The sequence below is a fragment of the Pseudomonadota bacterium genome (assembly GCA_039818985.1).
Taxonomy (GTDB): Bacteria; Pseudomonadota; Alphaproteobacteria; order Sphingomonadales; family Sphingomonadaceae; genus Alterisphingorhabdus.
Genome location: JBCBSU010000001.1, coordinates 1,942,580 through 1,958,790 on the forward strand (window position 1 = coordinate 1,942,580; position 16,211 = coordinate 1,958,790).

Annotated in this window: 17 protein-coding genes; 11 read left to right on the top strand and 6 right to left on the bottom strand. The window is 60.1% G+C overall.

The window, feature by feature from the left end:
* Positions 1 to 153 precede the first annotated feature (153 nt).
* Genes ispH through rnhA form a run of 3 tightly spaced genes read left to right on the top strand, consistent with a single transcriptional unit; the run spans position 154 to position 2,570 of the window.
* Positions 154 to 1,125: a 4-hydroxy-3-methylbut-2-enyl diphosphate reductase gene (gene ispH / locus AAFX04_09325; protein ID MEO1045626.1), complete on the top strand. Its 972-nt coding sequence runs from the start codon at positions 154 to 156 to the stop codon at positions 1,123 to 1,125.
* A gap of 12 nt (positions 1,126 to 1,137) precedes the next feature.
* A complete protein-coding gene (thrB, locus tag AAFX04_09330) occupies positions 1,138 to 2,121 on the top strand; it encodes a homoserine kinase (GenBank protein ID MEO1045627.1) in 984 nt (327 codons plus the stop codon).
* A complete protein-coding gene (rnhA, locus tag AAFX04_09335) occupies positions 2,118 to 2,570 on the top strand; it encodes a ribonuclease HI (protein MEO1045628.1) in 453 nt (150 codons plus the stop codon). The genes thrB and rnhA overlap by 4 nt, the downstream gene beginning before the upstream one ends.
* Positions 2,571 to 2,589: 19 nt before the next feature.
* Here rnhA and AAFX04_09340 read toward each other — a convergent pair whose 3' ends face one another.
* The 3 genes from AAFX04_09340 to AAFX04_09350 all read right to left on the bottom strand — a co-directional run bounded on the left by AAFX04_09340 (position 2,590) and on the right by AAFX04_09350 (position 5,072).
* The gene (locus AAFX04_09340; GenBank protein MEO1045629.1) at positions 2,590 to 2,766 is read right to left on the bottom strand and encodes a YegP family protein; all 177 of its coding nucleotides are present in this window, start codon (positions 2,764 to 2,766) and stop codon (positions 2,590 to 2,592) included.
* A 165-nt stretch (positions 2,767 to 2,931) separates the two neighbouring features.
* Positions 2,932 to 4,086, bottom strand: coding sequence for an FAD-binding oxidoreductase (locus tag AAFX04_09345; protein MEO1045630.1), 1,155 nt, complete (start codon positions 4,084 to 4,086; stop codon positions 2,932 to 2,934).
* Positions 4,083 to 5,072 (bottom strand): alpha/beta hydrolase, encoded by a 990-nt coding sequence (locus AAFX04_09350; protein MEO1045631.1) that lies wholly within the window; start codon positions 5,070 to 5,072, stop codon positions 4,083 to 4,085. Before AAFX04_09350 ends, AAFX04_09345 begins: the two co-directional genes overlap by 4 nt.
* 84 nt (positions 5,073 to 5,156) lie before the next feature.
* On the opposite strand from AAFX04_09350, the gene AAFX04_09355 reads away from it, so the two are divergent.
* The 7 genes from AAFX04_09355 to AAFX04_09385 are packed head-to-tail and all read left to right on the top strand — an operon-like array spanning position 5,157 to position 12,298.
* The gene (locus AAFX04_09355; protein MEO1045632.1) at positions 5,157 to 5,630 is read left to right on the top strand and encodes a prepilin peptidase; all 474 of its coding nucleotides are present in this window, start codon (positions 5,157 to 5,159) and stop codon (positions 5,628 to 5,630) included.
* A gap of 49 nt (positions 5,631 to 5,679) precedes the next feature.
* Positions 5,680 to 6,675, top strand: coding sequence for a Flp pilus assembly protein CpaB (gene cpaB / locus AAFX04_09360; GenBank protein MEO1045633.1), 996 nt, complete (start codon positions 5,680 to 5,682; stop codon positions 6,673 to 6,675).
* 1 nt (position 6,676) lies between these two features.
* Entirely contained in the window at positions 6,677 to 8,239 is a 1,563-nt protein-coding gene (locus AAFX04_09365) for a type II and III secretion system protein family protein (protein ID MEO1045634.1), read from the top strand.
* A 14-nt stretch (positions 8,240 to 8,253) separates the two neighbouring features.
* Positions 8,254 to 8,955 (top strand): CpaD family pilus assembly protein, encoded by a 702-nt coding sequence (locus tag AAFX04_09370; GenBank protein MEO1045635.1) that lies wholly within the window; start codon positions 8,254 to 8,256, stop codon positions 8,953 to 8,955.
* Position 8,956: 1 nt separating this feature from the next.
* On the top strand, positions 8,957 to 10,234 hold the full coding sequence (locus AAFX04_09375) for a pilus assembly protein CpaE (GenBank protein MEO1045636.1): 1,278 nt from the start codon (positions 8,957 to 8,959) through the stop codon (positions 10,232 to 10,234).
* 55 nt (positions 10,235 to 10,289) lie between these two features.
* Entirely contained in the window at positions 10,290 to 11,261 is a 972-nt protein-coding gene (locus tag AAFX04_09380; GenBank protein MEO1045637.1) for a type II secretion system F family protein, read from the top strand.
* Positions 11,262 to 11,269: 8 nt separating this feature from the next.
* A complete protein-coding gene (locus AAFX04_09385; protein ID MEO1045638.1) occupies positions 11,270 to 12,298 on the top strand; it encodes a type II secretion system F family protein in 1,029 nt (342 codons plus the stop codon).
* A gap of 69 nt (positions 12,299 to 12,367) precedes the next feature.
* Here AAFX04_09385 and AAFX04_09390 read toward each other — a convergent pair whose 3' ends face one another.
* The 3 genes from AAFX04_09390 to hppD all read right to left on the bottom strand — a co-directional run bounded on the left by AAFX04_09390 (position 12,368) and on the right by hppD (position 15,349).
* On the bottom strand, positions 12,368 to 13,378 hold the full coding sequence (locus tag AAFX04_09390) for a fumarylacetoacetate hydrolase family protein (GenBank protein MEO1045639.1): 1,011 nt from the start codon (positions 13,376 to 13,378) through the stop codon (positions 12,368 to 12,370).
* Positions 13,379 to 13,530: 152 nt separating this feature from the next.
* Positions 13,531 to 14,082, bottom strand: a complete 552-nt coding sequence (locus AAFX04_09395) for a VOC family protein (protein MEO1045640.1) — start codon at positions 14,080 to 14,082, stop codon at positions 13,531 to 13,533.
* 139 nt (positions 14,083 to 14,221) lie between these two features.
* Positions 14,222 to 15,349, bottom strand: a complete 1,128-nt coding sequence (gene hppD / locus AAFX04_09400; GenBank protein ID MEO1045641.1) for a 4-hydroxyphenylpyruvate dioxygenase — start codon at positions 15,347 to 15,349, stop codon at positions 14,222 to 14,224.
* A gap of 194 nt (positions 15,350 to 15,543) precedes the next feature.
* Between hppD and AAFX04_09405 the strand changes: the two genes are divergently transcribed.
* Positions 15,544 to 16,209 carry a cyclic nucleotide-binding domain-containing protein gene (locus tag AAFX04_09405; GenBank protein ID MEO1045642.1) on the top strand — a complete coding sequence of 222 codons (666 nt, stop codon included), beginning with the start codon at positions 15,544 to 15,546 and terminating at the stop codon, positions 16,207 to 16,209.
* The last annotated feature ends 2 nt before the right edge of the window (positions 16,210 to 16,211 follow it).

The window sequence follows — 16,211 nt, forward strand, 5'->3', positions numbered from 1 at the left end:
GGAGGATGAATGAAGGGCGCTGTCGCCGTGCGGCGACAATATGCCGTAAACCAGAAACTGAGGGTTGGGTTGCTGGCAATGACTGATGCAAATACGAAAGAAACCGTACGCATGACTATGACTTCCACCTCGGGCTCGGCGGCGATCCCCAATATGCCGACCGATACCGAAAGCAAATCCAGGCCACCGCTGGAAATCGTGATTGCCGCACCACGCGGCTTTTGCGCCGGGGTCGACCGCGCCATCGATATTGTCGAGCTGGCGATCGATAAATATGGCGCGCCGGTCTATGTCCGCCATGAAATCGTGCATAACCGCTATGTCGTCGACAGCCTCAAAGCCAAGGGCGCAGTCTTTGTCGAGGAGCTGGAAGAAGTTCCCGATGGGGTTCCGGTGGTTTTTTCCGCCCATGGTGTACCCAAGGTGGTGCCGCAAAAGGCAGCGGAACGCGGCCTCAACTATCTCGATGCCACCTGTCCGCTTGTATCCAAAGTACACCGCCAGGCCGAACGCCAGGTCGAGCATGGTCGCCACATCCTGTTTATCGGCCATGAAGGCCATCCCGAAGTGATTGGCACTTTTGGCCAGGTGCCCGAAGGCGCGATGACGCTGGTGGAGACACTGGAAGATGTTGCCCGGCTCAAGCCCGAAGACGAGAATAATCTCGCCTTTCTGACCCAGACCACACTCTCGGTCGATGACACCGCCGAAATTGTCGATGCGCTTAAAGCACGCTTCCCCAATATCGTCGGGCCCAAGGCAGAGGATATCTGCTACGCCACCTCCAACCGCCAGGCGGCGGTCAAGGCCATTGCTGCCGATTGCGACGTGATGTTCGTCATCGGCGCACCCAACAGCTCCAACTCGGTCCGGCTGGTCGAGGTATCGGAGCGTGAAGGCACCAGAGCAATGCTGATCCAGCGCGCCTATGATATCGATCCGCGCTGGCTCGAAGGTGTGACAACCCTGGGCCTTACCGCCGGTGCTTCGGCACCCGAAGCGCTGGTGCGCGAAGTTGTCGATGCGCTGGGTGAGCATTTCACCATCACCGAGCGCATGGTGAAAACCGCCGACGAGCGCATCACCTTCAAACTGCCGCGCGGCCTTGAAGACCAGGCCGCCTGAGGCGGCGCATTCATGGCCGTTTATACCCGCGTCGCGGCAGAGGACATTGCGGATTTTCTCACCCGCTATGACGTCGGTACACTGCGCTCTGCGAAAGGCATTGCCGAAGGCGTGGAGAACAGCAACTATCTGCTCGAGACAGATCGCGACCGCTACATCCTGACGCTTTATGAAAAGCGGGTCGATCCGGCGGACCTGCCCTTTTTCATCGCGCTGCTTGATCACCTTGCCGGGCACGGCCTGGCTGTGCCGCCAATGATCGCCGACCGGGATGGTACGAAAATCCAGACACTTGCCGGGCGCACTGCTTGCCTGATCCGCTTTCTGCCGGGTGTCTCGGTCAGCCGACCCACAGCGGCCCAGGCATTGGCGACCGGCCATGCCCTCGGCCAGATGCATCTTGGGGCACAGGATTTCCCGCTGCAAAGGTATAACAGCATGGGACCGGTCAACTGGCACCAGCTGGCGGGCGATATCGGCGATGATGCGCTGAATAGCATTGCTCCCGGTCTTGCAGCTGTGGTGCAATCGGCTCTGGCGGATATCGACGCGCACTGGCCCGATGATGCACCGCAATCGCCGATTCATGCCGACCTCTTTCCCGACAATGTGCTGATGCTCGGCGACAATGTTACCGGGTTGATCGACTTTTATTTCAGCTGCACCGACATCCGTGCCTATGATCTGGCGGTAACCCATGCGGCATGGTGCTTTTCCGATGACGGCAAGCGCTTCGATCGGGCTGTCTCCGGCGCATTGCTGAATGGCTATCATGCTGTGGTGCCGCGTGAGAATGCCGAATTCGCGCCAGAACGCATGGCACTGCTGGCACGCGGAGCATCGCTGCGTTTCCTGCTCAGCCGCGCCTATGACTGGATTCACACTCCCGCCGATGCGCTGGTGACACGCAAGGATCCGATGGCCTTTGCCCGGCGTCTGGCATTTTACGCCGACTCCGGGCAGATCGGCATTTTCAGCAATGGAGCGACGCAGTGAGCGAGCAGGACAATATTGTGCGCATCGCCACCGATGGCGCGTGCAAGGGCAATCCCGGCCCCGGTGGCTGGGGCGCAGTGATCCGGTTCCAGGACAAGGAAAAGGAATTGTCCGGAGGCGAACCGGACACCACTAATAACCGCATGGAACTGCTTGCGGCGATCGAGGCGCTCAACGCGCTGACCCGGTCATGTGCGGTCGAGCTAACCACCGACAGCGTCTATGTCCGCGACGGGATCACCAAATGGATCCATGGCTGGCAGCGCAATGGATGGCGCACTGCGGCGAAGAAGCCGGTGAAAAATGCCGATCTGTGGCAGCGGCTGGTAGAGGCAGTCCAGCGCCATGATATCTCATGGCACTGGGTCAAAGGCCATGCCGGCGATACCTATAATGAGCGCGCGGACCGCCTCGCCAGCGATGCTGCCGAGGCGCAAAGGGGGCTCTAGCGCTGTTCAGGCGGCGCGATCAGCTATTGTCTTCGACAGGGGCGTCCGGACCGTTTGTCTTGATCGAGTCGATGGCATTCTGCGCCGAGCTTTTCGAGCTATAGCCCTCGGTCGAGAACATTACTTCGCTGTTATATTTAAAGCGGACGCGGAACTCGCCTGCCTTGTCTTTGTAGATCTCGAACTTGTGCGCCATGGCCTTGCTCTCCTGTCTGATGGTGACGCCGGGAATCGGCGGTAAATCCCGTGGGCAGGCCACCGGATTCGGCATGACAATAATCCGTGCCACCCCGCTTGACCAGAGACAGAAGGTCCTGACGGCAAAGAGATTTGGACGGCGATACGTGGGAGCGCCAAGATTTTACATCGACGCCGCTCGCATATGTCGCCTGTTGGCAAAACGCGCCGCATCGTAACGGCCACGATCAATTGCCCGATCGAGCGGATCAGGGCTGTTACCGGTGACCATTGTCGCCGCCAGCCGGGCCGCCGCCGGTGCCGTCTGGATGCCATAACCGCCCTGCCCAGCAAACCAGAAGAATGCCGGGTAATCGGGATCATGACCATAGACCGGAACCCGGTCCGGAGCGAAGCTGCGCAGTCCTGCCCAGCGATGTTCGACCGCCTCGATCTGCCAGTCGACAACCTGTCTGAGCCGGTCGATAGCCAGCGCCACATCCCATTCCTCGGGCGCGGCATCGCAGGGGGCACTTGGGGTCTCGTCATGCGGGCTGAGCCAGAGCGAGCCATGCTCAGGTTTGAAATAGAATTCACCGCCATGGTCGATTACCAGCGGCATGTCATCGGGAGCCGCAGGCGCGATGCGCAACTGTACGATGGTACGCCGCAACGGGCTGATACCGACCGGTTCCACGCCTGCGATTTGCGCCAGCTCATCGGCCCAGGCGCCGGCGGCGTTGACCAGCAGCGGCGTCGTCAATGCTCCTTGCGCCGTGGCGATGGTCCATTGCCCATTCGCGAAACGGGCCGAACCGACCCGATGCGCCAGCAGCACCGTCGCACCGCGCCGTCTGGCACCGGCGAGATAGGCCTGGTGGAGGCCGCCAACATCGATATCGCAGCAATCGGGCTCCGAGATCGCTTCGGACCAGGCGGCGTGGATACCGGGGACAATCGCGGCAATATCAGCTGCGCCGAGCCGCTTCATGGAGACACCGCGTTTGGCAAACAATGCCGCCTCGGCATCAAGCGCATCGCGGTTCGCGGCCAGCCCGATGGTCAGCGCGCCGCGTCGGCGCAAAAAGCCGGTTTCGGCAAAATCCGGTGACGGCGTACCCAGCCACGGCCCCGATGCCGTGGTCAATGGCTGGATGTCCGGGCCGCCATAGCTTTCGGTCCAGAAAGCAGCCGAGCGGCCGGTGGCATGATAACCGGCGACATCTTCCGCCTCGACAATCGCCACTGTCATGGTCTCGGCCAGTTCATAGCCGAGACTGGCACCGGCCATGCCCGCACCGACAATGACTGCATCATAATGATTGGAGCCTGGTGTCATTCCGCTGCTTCGCTGACAGCCACCCCCAGCGTCTCCTGCAGAAAGCTGTCGATTTCGGCGATCGCCTTGTCGCGCACCGCATCGACCTCGCGCAGCAGTTCATGCGCGCATTCCTCACCATAGGTGATCAGTCGCGCATGTGGCAGGCGGTGTGCCGCCTCCGCGATAGCGGCATAGCTCACCAGCTGGTCCGCCGATGTTGCCAGCAGCAGCACCGGGGTCGTCACCTTTTCCCACTGGCCCGGCGCATGGATATGGCGCACCGAAGCATAGGCGCGCTCGACCCAGTGCCAGCTTGGGGGCCCCATCACCAGCTCGGGGCGCTTGGTCCACCACGCGGCCTCATCGCCATAGCGCTCGGGATCATGAGTCAGCAGCGACATGCGCTTGGCAACCGGAGAGGCCGGTTTTTCGCTGACCTTCCAGGCTGGCCGGTCGGGCTTGCCCAGCGCGCGCATCACCTTTGCCAGATTGTGGCTCCACGATATCGGCAGCCCTCCCGGCCCCTGCATCCCCAGCATCGGCGCGCTCAGCACCACCGCATCGGGGTCGATGGCCTCGTCGATCAACGCCCGCGCCACCAGATGGCCGCCCATGGAATGCGCCAGCACCACATGCGGCCCCTCGCGCTCGGCCTTCCATCGCGGCCAGAATTCCTCGAAATCGGCAATCCAGGTGGCGAAATCATCGATATGGCCGACATATTGGTTGTCTGTCATCCGGCCCGAGGCGCCCTGACCACGCCAGTCCGAGGCTGTGATATCCCAGCCCTGCACATTGAAATGGTGTAGCGTTTCGAGATATTTTTCGTAAATATCGCCGCGCCCCGGCATGAACAGCATCGCGCCCTTGCGCTCGGATGCACTCCCGGATGTGCCGCCATTGGCGGTCGGCCAGTCCATGCGGCGGATATTCCAGCCGTCACGCGTGGTCCAGCGGCTCTCTGCGGCGGCTTCGGGCAGGCTGCGGCGATCAAATTCGGCCATGTGCACTCCAAAGTCCGGGCGCATTATCGAAAAATCGGTCGATGGTTACTTTTTGGTAAGCCATGGGGCTTAAAAACGCCTTTCATGATGGGGGCACAGCTCATTTACGGAATGCTGGGCGCATTGGCAATCTCGCTTGTCCATGCCGCCTATACCGATGCGCGCCGTCGCGAGATCGAAGACTGGCTCAATGCCGGTATCGCTCTGGCGGCCCCGATTTTCTGGTGGTCGAGCGGTCTGGCACTATGGCCCGACATCGCCACCCAGATCGCCCTCGCGCTTGGCGTATTCACCATCTTCACTGCGTTGTTCGCCATCGGCGCCATGGGCGGCGGTGATGTCAAGCTGCTCGCTGCACTGGCCCTGTGGTTTCCATGGCCGGAAATGCTCAAACTGGTGATCATCATGTCCATAGCAGGCGGCGTGCTGACGATCTTCATGGCAATGATCCACAAGATCCGCCGCTCCGAGGACAAGCTGGAAATTCCCTACGGTATCGCCATCGCCTTTGCCGGGCTTTGGATGGTTGGCGAACGATATTTTAACCAATTTACCTGAATAGAGACGGACAACGCAATCATTATAGCTGCGTGGAGGCAGTCAGATCATGGATAAGAAGAAGCTGGTATTGCTGGTTGGTGCGCTGGTCATAGCGCTGGGAACCGCGTTTCTGGCCCGCAGCATGTTCGCCGGCGCTTCAGCGCCGCAGACTGTCGCCGCCGAAGTTCCGGTCCAGACCGGACCGAAGGTGCTGGTGGCCAATCGCGCCTTGCCGGTGGGTACCATCGTCACCCCCGATGCGTTCAGCTTCCAGCCCTGGCCCGAAGAGCTGCTGGAAAAAGCCTATTTCCTCGAAGAAGCAACCGACGGCTCGGCGCTGCTCGGCACTGTCGTGCGTAACCCGATCACTGCCGGCCAGCCGGTTACCCAGGGTTCACTGGTCAAGCCGGGCGACCGCGGCTTCCTCGCTGCGGCACTCGGCCCGGGCATGCGCGCCGTCACGGTACCGGTATCCGAACGCACTGGTGTTGCCGGCTTTGTGTTCCCCGGCGACCGTATCGATCTGGTCCTGACCCAGTCGGTCAAGGGTGAGGATGGCCCCTCGCTCAAGGCATCGGAGACCATCATCCGCAACCTGCGCGTTCTTGCTACCGACCAGCGTGCTTCATCGCAGGACGCCAATGGCAACCAGATCGTTACCAAGTTCAATACCGTCACTGTCGAGGTAACACCGCAAATCGCCGAGAAAATCGCTGTGGCCCAGACCATTGGTGTGATCAGCCTGTCGCTGCGCTCGATCGCCGACAATGAAGCCGAGCTCGAGCGTGCCATTGCTGCTGGCGAGATCGACGTGCCGGAGAATGATGATCCGGACGCGGAAGAGAAATTCCTGCGCTCCATCGCTACCCGCCCGATCGATACCGACACCACTTTCGTTACCGGCGGCGATGTCTCGCGCTTTCAACGCCGCAGCGTTCCGGCAGCCAAGAAAAGCGGTGGGCCTGTAGTGACCGCTACCGGCATCCCTGCAAGGCCTGCCGTACCCACTGTGCGCGTATCCCGCGGCAAAAATGTCACCACCGTTCCGGTTGGAGGTAAATAAGATGAGCCTTTTCAAGAGTTTCAGCAAAGCCCTGATGGGCTCTGCCCTGGCCGGAGCCGTTGGCGTCTCGGCTATGGCCGGCCTGAGCGGTGCACCGGCGGCAGCCCAGACCAACCCGCAGCCTTCGCGTGAAATCGTGCTGTCAATCGGCCGCGGCCAGCTGGTAACGCTGCCTGGCAACATCACCGATCTGTTCATTGCCAATGACCAGATCGCCGATGTCCAGGTCAAGAGTTCGCGTCAGCTTTATGTTTTCGGCAAGGCCGGAGGTGAAACCACGCTTTACGCCAGCAACGCCGCTGGCAAGGTTGTCTATTCAGCCACCATCCGCGTCGGTTCCAATATCGACACGATCGACCAGATGCTGACACTGGCCATGCCCGAGGCAAAGATCAACGTCGCCACCATGAACGGCCTGGTATTGCTCACCGGCACCATTGCCGCACCCGATGATGCAGCCGAAGCCGAACGCCTGGTCCAGGCCTTTGTCGGCGAGGACACACAGGTTATCAGCCGACTGAAAACCGCGACGCCGCTGCAGGTCAACCTTCAGGTCAAAATTGCCGAAGTCAGCCGTTCGCTCGTCAAGAATATCGGTGCCAACATCCAGACCTTTGACGGCACCAGCGGCTTCCAGTTCGGTATCACCAATGGCCGTGGCGCGGCGACCCAGTTCACCATTGGCGGCCTGGGCACCTTTACTGGCACCACACAGGCTACCGAGGGCACATCGCAGGTGACCAGCATCGGCGGCGGCGGTACTACGCTGGCCGGTCTTGGCCGTTTGTTCGGCGTCGACGTGGCCAGTGCCCTTGACCTTGCCGAGACCGTCGGTCTGGTGACCACATTGTCGCAGCCCAATCTGACAGCACTGTCGGGTGAGACCGCAGAGTTTCTCGCCGGTGGCGAATTCCCGATCCCGATTGCCCAGGGCCTGGGCAATGTCGCGGTGCAGTTCCGCAGCTTCGGCGTCAGCCTCGCCTATACGCCGACAGTGCTGGAGAATGGCCGGATATCGCTGCGGGTTCGTCCCGAGGTATCCGAGCTTTCGGCTTCCGGCGCTGTCACGCTCAACGGCTTTACCATTCCCGGCCTGACGATCCGCAGCGCCGAAACCACAGTGGAGCTGGGCTCGGGCCAGAGCTTCATGATTGCCGGCCTGCTCAGCAACAATGTCCAGAATTCGGTCAACAAGGCCCCGGGCCTTGGCGATGTCCCGATCCTTGGCAATCTGTTCAAGTCGAACTCGTTCCAACGCGGTGAAACCGAGCTGGTGATCGTGGTGACGCCCTATCTGGTCAAGCCGGTCAACACCAATGACATCAAGCTGCCGACCGATGCCTTCCAGATTTCCAATGACGCACAGCGTCTGATCCTGAACCAGGAAACCGACGGCATATCCGGCGGTGAACGCCCGAAACCGAGCGTCGAGCAGCCCACCGGCCAGCGTGGCCCGGATATGGGCAGTCTTGTGCCGGAACAGTCGGCACGTCCGGCACGCGACAGGCGCAAGGACGAGAAGCGGGCAGATAACGACGCCACCCCAGGCTTCAGTTTTGATTGAGAAGGACCGGATAAATGGCACATAGCAAACGTAAATCGTTGACATCGGCCCTTGTTATCGGCCTGGCTCTCGCGGCCAGCGCCTGTACCAGCAACATGGCGAGCAATCGCTCGCTCAACAGTGTGCACCAGCCGATCGTATCGCGTGACAATTATGCGCTCGACCTCAACACCCGCGGCGGCTCGCTGCCGGTGTCGGAACAGGCAAAGCTGGCCCAGTGGTTCGAAACCATGGGGCTGGGCTATGGCGACCGCATTGCCATCGACAACCCGTCAGGCAACCGTGCCGTGCGTTCGGTCGTCGAGACGGCGGCAGCCAAATATGGCCTGCTGGTCTCCGAAGGCGCGCCAATTACCGGCGGTACCATCGCACCGGGTGATGTCCGTATCGTGGTCAGCCGTTCGGCAGCACGCGTCGATGGCTGTCCCGACTGGTCTTCGGTCAGCGAAACCAATTTCAACAATGCCACCAGCAGCAATTTCGGCTGTGCCTCCAACAGCAACCTCGCTTCCATGGTCGCCGATCCGGAAGATCTGGTTCGTGGTCAGGGTGACGGTTCGTCGGATACCGCGACCGGTACCAAGGCCATTGATACGCTGCGCCAGGCAGCACCGACCGGGGCCGGCGGCCTGCGCGGTGGCGGCTTTGGCGGCGGTGCCGGAGGCGGCGGTGGCGGCGGTGCCGGGGGTGGCGCCGGCGGTGGAGGAGCACAGTAAGATGAACGCACCTTTCAATCCCGCAGGCGCTGGCACACGCGATGCCTTTGCCGCCTATATCTGCGATGATGAAACGCTGGATATCGTCCGCAATGTCTGCATCGAAATGGGCTGGCAGTCGGAAAAATGCAATCAGGGCGGCCTGCGCAATGCGGTGCAATCCCTCTCCATTGCCGCCAGTCCGAACATCCTGCTTGTCGACCTTTCGGAATCCGGCGATCCGCTGAACGATATCAATGCGCTGGCTGAAGTCTGCGAACCCGGCACCGTGGTTGTCGCCATGGGTCAGGTCAATGACGTGCGGCTGTATCGCGACCTGATCGTCAGCGGCCTGCAGGATTATCTGCTCAAGCCGGTCAGTCCCGACCAGCTGCGCGATTCACTGGTCCAGGCCCAGGCTATTTTCAATGCGCCGAAGCAGCAGGAAACCGGCAATGAGCGCCCGCATATCACCACCGCCGTAATCGGCACCCGTGGCGGTGTCGGTGCCAGCACCATCGCCACCTCGCTGGCCTGGTATTTCAGCCAGCAGGGCGACCGCTATACCGCGCTGCTCGATCTCGACGTGCATTTCGGTACCGACGCACTGGTCATGGACCTCGAGCCGGGCCGTGGGCTGACCGATGCCATCGACAATCCCAGCCGTATCGACGGACTGTTCATCGAACGTGCGATGATCAAAGCCAATGAGAAGCTGGCAATATTGTCGGCAGAGGCCCCGATCAGCTCGCCGCTGATGACCGATGGTGCTGCGTTCTTCCAGCTTCAGGAGGAATTCCGTGCCTCGTTCGAGGGAACGGTGATCGACCTGCCACGCAACATGCTGGTCAATTTCCCGCATCTTCTGGGTGATGTGAATGTCGCGGTGCTGGTCACCGAACTGACCCTTGCCTCTGCCCGCGATGCCATCCGCATCCTGTCCTGGTTCAAGAGCAACGCACCGCAGGCACAGGTATTGCTGGTCGCCAACAAGGTGCAACCGAGCAACCTGGAAATCAGCAAATCCGACTTCGAGGCCTCGGTCGAACGCAAGATTGATTTCATCATCCCTGCCGATTTCAAGGGCGCGGCTGCCGCCGCCAAGCTGGGTCAGCCCTTCGTCGCTGCCAACAAGAACAGCAAGGCCGCAGGCGTCATCTCGGCGCTTGGCGAGCGCGTGCTGGGATCGGCCGAAGAGGATGACGAGGCCGAGGATGAGACCGGCGCCAAGAAATCCCTGCTCGGCAAGTTCGGCGACTTCAAGTCGCTGTTGCCGGCAAAACCCAAGAAACCGGAATAAGGGCTGCGGTCGCAAAAACACGGCGGCCGACAGTGCCTGAGATCAGGGGACGGACATGACGGATTGGATGCAGATGGCGCTGTTGGTGGTCGGGGTTCTGGCTATCCTCGTCATGATCATCTTCGCCTTTTCCGGACCATCGGTACAGAAAGAGGCGGCACGGCGTCTCAGCAACGTCAAGCTGCGCCACAGCGACAATGCCAACGCCCAGGTCGAGGCCCAGATGCGCAAGGCGATTGCCGCGCGCAAGCCGAGGACCAATGCCCAGGGCGAGATGTCGAAAATCGCCATGCTGGAAAACCGGCTGGCACAGACCGGCAGGGAATGGACGCTGCGGCAATATCTTTATGTCTGTGTCGCGGTCACCGCGATCATCACGCTGCTGCTGTTTTTCCGCACCGACAATCTGTTGCTGTCGGCACTGATCGGGCTGACCGTCGGCTTTGGCCTGCCGCATATGGTCATCGGCTTCCTGATCAAGCGGCGTATCGGTCAGTTCACAACGAACTTCCCCGATGCCATTGAGTTGCTGGTGCGCGGTCTGCGCTCGGGCCTTCCGGTCACCGAAACACTGGGCGTTGTGGCCAATGAGATTCCCGGTCCGGTCGGCATCGAGTTTCGTGAGGTGACCGAGCGCATAAAGATCGGTCGCACCATGGAAGACTCGCTTCAGGAAAGCGCGAAAAAGCTCAACACGCCGGAGTTCAACTTCTTCTGCATCACCCTGGCCATCCAGCGCGAGACCGGCGGTAATCTTGCCGAAACGCTTGCCAATCTCGCCGATGTGCTGCGCAAGCGAGCGCAGATGAAACTCAAGATCAGGGCGATGTCGTCGGAATCAAAGGCATCCGCCTATATTGTCGGCGCGCTGCCATTCATCGTCTTCGGCATGATCTGGTGGATCAACCCCGGTTATATCGGCGACTTCTTTGTCGATGAGCGCCTGATGGTCACCGGCCTTGGCGGTCTGGTGTGGATGGGCATCGGCGTTTTCATCATGGCCAAGATGGTCAGCTTCGAGATCTGATGGCGGGAATGATGAACCTTTACACCCTCGCCAATGCCAGCTTTACCAGTGTCCCAGACGCGACAGGCCCGACCCTGCTCGGCGTTGATGTCATCTGGTTTGCCACGATACTCGCCGCCGTAGCAACCTTCTCGGTGCTGGTGGCGATCTATGCCGCCACTACAGTGCGTGACCCGATGGCCAAGCGCGTCAAATCGCTCAACGAGCGGCGTGAGCAGCTCAAGGCCGGCATCACCGCATCCACCAAGAAGCGCGCCAAGCTGGTTCAGCATAATGAGACCACCGACAGGATGCGCAACCTGCTGACATCGCTCAGCGTGTTGCAGGACGAACAGCTCAAGGCGGCGCAGCAAAAGCTGGCCCAGGCGGGTATCCGTTCCAAGGACGCCGCCGTTGCTGTGATTTTCGGGCGCCTGATCCTGCCGCTGGTGCTGGGCGGCGCGGCGGCGCTTTATATCTATGCTTTCGATATGCTGGCTGACTGGTCACCGCTGAAGAAATTCGGCGCGTTCGCGGTCATTCTGGTGTTGAGCTACAAAGGCCCTGACCTCTATGTCCAGAACAATATTTCCAAGCGTACCGACGCCATCCGCAAGGGTTTGCCGGATGCGCTCGACCTGCTGGTGATCTGTGCCGAAGCGGGCCTGACTGTCGATGCCGCATTCAACCGTGTCGCCAAGGAACTGGGTCGAGCCTATCCTGAACTGGGCGATGAATTTGCCCTGACCGCGATCGAGCTGAGCTTCCTCACCGAGCGGCGACAGGCGTTCGAGAACCTTGCCTATCGTGTCGATCTGGAGGCGGTCAAAGGCGTGGTCACGACGATGATCCAGACCGAGAAATACGGTACGCCGCTGGCTTCGGCATTGCGGGTATTGTCGGCTGAATTCCGTAATGAACGGATGATGCGCGCCGAAGAAAAGGCCGCACGCCTGCCCGCCATCATGACGGTGCCGCTGATCCTGTTCATCCTGCCGGTGCTGTTTATCGTGATCCTTGGGCCTGCTGCCTGCTCGATCAACGACGCGCTGGGCTGATCAGGCACATCACAGACACAAAAGGGCGGCCATTGTGCCGCCCTTTTTCATGCAACCGGCAATTTCAGCTCAGCCGAGCGGCTTTACTGTCTGTTCGATCGCGCCGAAGATCGTGTGCTCCCTATCGTCATGAACGTCGATGCGAACGGTGTCGCCATGTTTCAGAAAGCCGGTCTTGAATTCGCCGGTCAGGATTTTCTCCACCATCCGCACCTCGGCGATGCAGCTATAGCCAAGGCCACCCTCGCTCACCGGCTTGCCCGGGCCGCCATCGCTGTCGCGGTTGGAAACAGTGCCCGAGCCGATGATCGAACCGGCACCGATATTGCGGGTTTTGGCCAGATGCGCGATCAGGACGCCGAAATCAAAGGTGCAGTCATCCGACGCCACAGCACGGCCAAAAGGCTCACCATTCAAGTCCACCAGCAAGGTGCGGTGCAGCTTGCCATCCTGCCAATAGTCGCCCAGCGCATCGGGGGTGACGAACACCGGCGAGAAAGCGCTGGCCGGCTTGGACTGGACAAAGCCAAAGCCCTTGGCGAGTTCGCCGGGGATAAGGTTGCGCAGGGAGACATCGTTCACCAGCCCAACCAGGCGGATATAGTCACGCGCTTCTTCCGGCGTCACGCCCTGCGGTACATCGCCTGTAACGACGACAATCTCCGCTTCCAGATCGCAGCCCCACGCCTCATCGGCGAGAAGGATCGGCGAGCGCGCGCCGCGCATATCGTCCGATCCGCCCTGATACATGAGCGGGTCGGTCCAGAAAGTCTCGGGCATTTCGGCACCACGCGCCTTGCGCACCAGTTCGACGTGATTCACATAGGCGCTGCCATCGGCCCATTGATAGGCGCGGGGCAGCGGTGCGGCGGCCTCATGCTCGTGAAAACGCTCGCGCGGGATGACCTCATGTTCCAGATCGCGGGCCAGCACTTCAAGCTGCGGCGAAATGGTGCCCCAGTCATCCAGCGCTGCCTGCAGAGTCGGGCAGATATGCGTCGCATCGGCATACCAGGCCAGATCATTGGACACGACGACCAGACGACCGTCGCGACCGGATTCGAGTGAGGCGAGTTTCATTCAGGGTTCCTTATCTTTTCATTTCCACACTAGCGTTCGCCCTGAGCTTGCCGAAGGGCTGTTCTTCATTTTTGGTCAAGAAAGTACAGGGGTTGGTGCTTTGCACCGTCTTCGACTCCGACAGGCTCAGCCCGAACGGTTTTTTGATGCCTTTACTCGGCATCCGGGTCGATATGTAACCATTGCGCATGTTTCGGCGCGGTTTTGGTCCTGCTCCATTCTTCCAGCATCTCCGGAGCGACCTGGCGCAGCTCGGCATATTGCTCTTCCGTGCCGATATTGCACGCCAGTTCCAGCCTGTGGCCATTGGGATCAAAGAAATAGATGGAGCGGAAAATGCCGTGATAGGTCGGTCCCAGCACGTCAATGCCCTGCGCCTCGATATGCGCTTTCGCAGCCAGCAACGCGTCGAGATCTTCCACTTCAAAGGCGATATGCTGCACCCAGGCCGGAGTATTGGGATCCTTGCCCATTTCCGGCTGGTTGGGCAGCTCAAAAAACGCGACCACATTGCCGCCGCCGCAATCGAGGAAGATGTGCATATAGGGATCATGGGCCCCGGTGGATGGTACATAATCTTCGGCAAAGGCATTGGTATATTCCATGCCGAGCACGCGCTCATACCATTGAACCGTCTCCTTCGCATCCTTGCAGCGATAGGCGACATGATGGATGCGCGAGATTGTTGGTGCTGTGGTGGTCATTGAGGGTCTCCTTTTGACCTGCAGATTTGGTCGTATCCCCTTCCCTTAATCCCTCCCCTGAAGGGGAGGGAGACATAGCCCTCTCCCCTTCAGGGGAGAGGGTTGGGAGAGGGCGCCGTCCGCTTGCTCAACTTTAAGATTACTCAGCCGGAGCCTGATCTGCATCCAGCACACCGCGGGCAATCTGGTCGCGTTCGATACTCTCGAACAGCGCCTTGAAATTGCCCTCGCCAAAGCCGTCATCGCCCTTGCGCTGGATGAACTCGAAGAAAACCGGACCGATTTGCGGTTCGGCGAAAATCTGCAGCAGCAACCGGGGCTGACCACCCTCGGTGGTGCCATCGAGCAAGATACCGCGCATTTTCAGCTCATCCGGGTTCTCACCATGGCCGGGCAGACGCTCATCGAGCATCTCATAATAGGTCGCTGGCGGCGCGGTCATGAACGGTACCCCGAGTGCCTTGAGCTTATCCCAGCAGCTGACCAGATCGTCACAAATCAGCGCGATATGCTGGATACCCTCTCCGTTAAACGCGCGCAGAAATTCCTCGATCTGACCCTTGCCGCCCTCGCCTTCTTCATTGAGCGGGATTTTGATCTTGCCATCGGGTGCAGTCAGTGCCTTGGAGGTCAGACCGGTATATTCGCCCTTGATGTCGAAAAAGCGGATTTCGCGGAAGTTGAACAGCTTCTCGTAATAATCGGCCCAATAGGCCATGCGACCGGTATAGACATTATGCGTCAGGTGATCGATCAGCTGGAAACCAGCGCCTTCGGGGCGACGATCAACACCGGGCAGATATTCGAAATCGATATCGTAAATGGTCAGATCATCCTGACCCGTCTTGCCGTCATAGCGATCCACCAGATAGAGGATCGCACCGCCAATGCCGCGAATGGCGGGCAGGCGCAGTTCCATCGGCCCGGTCTCGACCTGCACCGGTTCTGCTCCGGCCTCGATCAGATGGTCATAGGCCTTGGCCGCATCATGCACCCGGAACGCCATGCCACAGGCGGAGGGGCCGTGTTCGCGGGCGAAATACCAGGCAGCGCTGCGCGGCTCGTAATTGATGATCAGGTTAATACCGCCCTGGCGCCAGAGATGCACATCCTTGCTGCGATGGATGGCGATATGGGTAAAGCCCATGGCAGTAAAAACCGGCTCGAGCTGACCTTTCTCGGGGGAACAGAATTCAATGAATTCAAAGCCGTCCAGGCCGGCGGGATTGGCAACATCACTGGAGTTTGCGGTTGTCGGGGCGTTCATGGCAGATATCTCCTGAGGGGTTCCGGGAAAATCCAATTTAGTATCAGTTGTAACTATATTCATTTCAGGATGATTCTGCAATGCCTTTCCATGCTGTCATCTGCGGCTTTCACCAAGACCTCATAGCGGTTATGGTCGTCCCAAAAAGGTCGCATAATTTCTCTACGCAAATTCTCGCAGAAGAGGGGCGAATTATGGGCTGGTCTGATGGCACTATCCTGATCAATATCGGCGCCATCATCTACATCATCGCCTTTGCGGTGCGCGGTGAGCTGACATTGCGGCTGCTGACACTGGTCGGCAATGGTTTCTACATCGCCTATTATCTGCTGGTGCCGGAGGTCACGCTGTGGATCGCCATCGGGTCGACCGTGCTGATGACCATCGCCAATGTCTTTGTCATGGCCCGCATTGCGCTGGAGCGGACTACCTGGGGTATGACCGAGGCGGACAAGGCGCTCTACAGCCAGTTCGACAATTTCAATCCGGGCCAGTTTCGCCGCCTGGCCAAGCTGGCGACACGCCTTGCCGGAGAGCAGGATGCCCCGCTCACCACAGAGGGAGAGCCCCCCGACCGGCTCTATTTCATCACCGGCGGTACGGTCCAGGTCGCCAAGGGGCACGACAGCTTCACCCTGTCCACCAATAATTTCATCGGTGAGGTTGCCTGGTTGCTCAACGGCCCGGCCAGCGCCAAAGTGACCAGCACTGCCGACAGCGAGATACTCGTCTGGGACAGCGCCGCGCTGCGTCGGTTGTGCGACAAGTCCCCCGATATCGACAATGCACTACGTGCCCGGATCAATCGTGACATGGCAGTGAAGCTTTCGGGCAGCGTGATGCGCGCCGAGGCAGCGTAAAC

Excerpts from the sequence above, each read along its gene's own strand:
- ispH (MEO1045626.1), top strand. The coding sequence starts at position 154 with ATGCCGACCGATACCGAAAGCAAATCCAGGCCACCGCTGGAAATCGTG.
- thrB (MEO1045627.1), top strand. The coding sequence starts at position 1,138 with ATGGCCGTTTATACCCGCGTCGCGGCAGAGGACATTGCGGATTTTCTC.
- AAFX04_09340 (MEO1045629.1), bottom strand. The coding sequence starts at position 2,766 with ATGGCGCACAAGTTCGAGATCTACAAAGACAAGGCAGGCGAGTTCCGC.
- AAFX04_09345 (MEO1045630.1), bottom strand. The coding sequence starts at position 4,086 with ATGACACCAGGCTCCAATCATTATGATGCAGTCATTGTCGGTGCGGGC.
- AAFX04_09350 (MEO1045631.1), bottom strand. The coding sequence starts at position 5,072 with ATGGCCGAATTTGATCGCCGCAGCCTGCCCGAAGCCGCCGCAGAGAGC.
- AAFX04_09355 (MEO1045632.1), top strand. The coding sequence starts at position 5,157 with ATGATGGGGGCACAGCTCATTTACGGAATGCTGGGCGCATTGGCAATC.
- cpaB (MEO1045633.1), top strand. The coding sequence starts at position 5,680 with ATGGATAAGAAGAAGCTGGTATTGCTGGTTGGTGCGCTGGTCATAGCG.
- AAFX04_09365 (MEO1045634.1), top strand. The coding sequence starts at position 6,677 with ATGAGCCTTTTCAAGAGTTTCAGCAAAGCCCTGATGGGCTCTGCCCTG.
- AAFX04_09370 (MEO1045635.1), top strand. The coding sequence starts at position 8,254 with ATGGCACATAGCAAACGTAAATCGTTGACATCGGCCCTTGTTATCGGC.
- AAFX04_09375 (MEO1045636.1), top strand. The coding sequence starts at position 8,957 with ATGAACGCACCTTTCAATCCCGCAGGCGCTGGCACACGCGATGCCTTT.
- AAFX04_09380 (MEO1045637.1), top strand. The coding sequence starts at position 10,290 with ATGACGGATTGGATGCAGATGGCGCTGTTGGTGGTCGGGGTTCTGGCT.
- AAFX04_09385 (MEO1045638.1), top strand. The coding sequence starts at position 11,270 with ATGATGAACCTTTACACCCTCGCCAATGCCAGCTTTACCAGTGTCCCA.
- AAFX04_09390 (MEO1045639.1), bottom strand. The coding sequence starts at position 13,378 with ATGAAACTCGCCTCACTCGAATCCGGTCGCGACGGTCGTCTGGTCGTC.
- AAFX04_09395 (MEO1045640.1), bottom strand. The coding sequence starts at position 14,082 with ATGACCACCACAGCACCAACAATCTCGCGCATCCATCATGTCGCCTAT.
- hppD (MEO1045641.1), bottom strand. The coding sequence starts at position 15,349 with ATGAACGCCCCGACAACCGCAAACTCCAGTGATGTTGCCAATCCCGCC.
- AAFX04_09405 (MEO1045642.1), top strand. The coding sequence starts at position 15,544 with ATGGGCTGGTCTGATGGCACTATCCTGATCAATATCGGCGCCATCATC.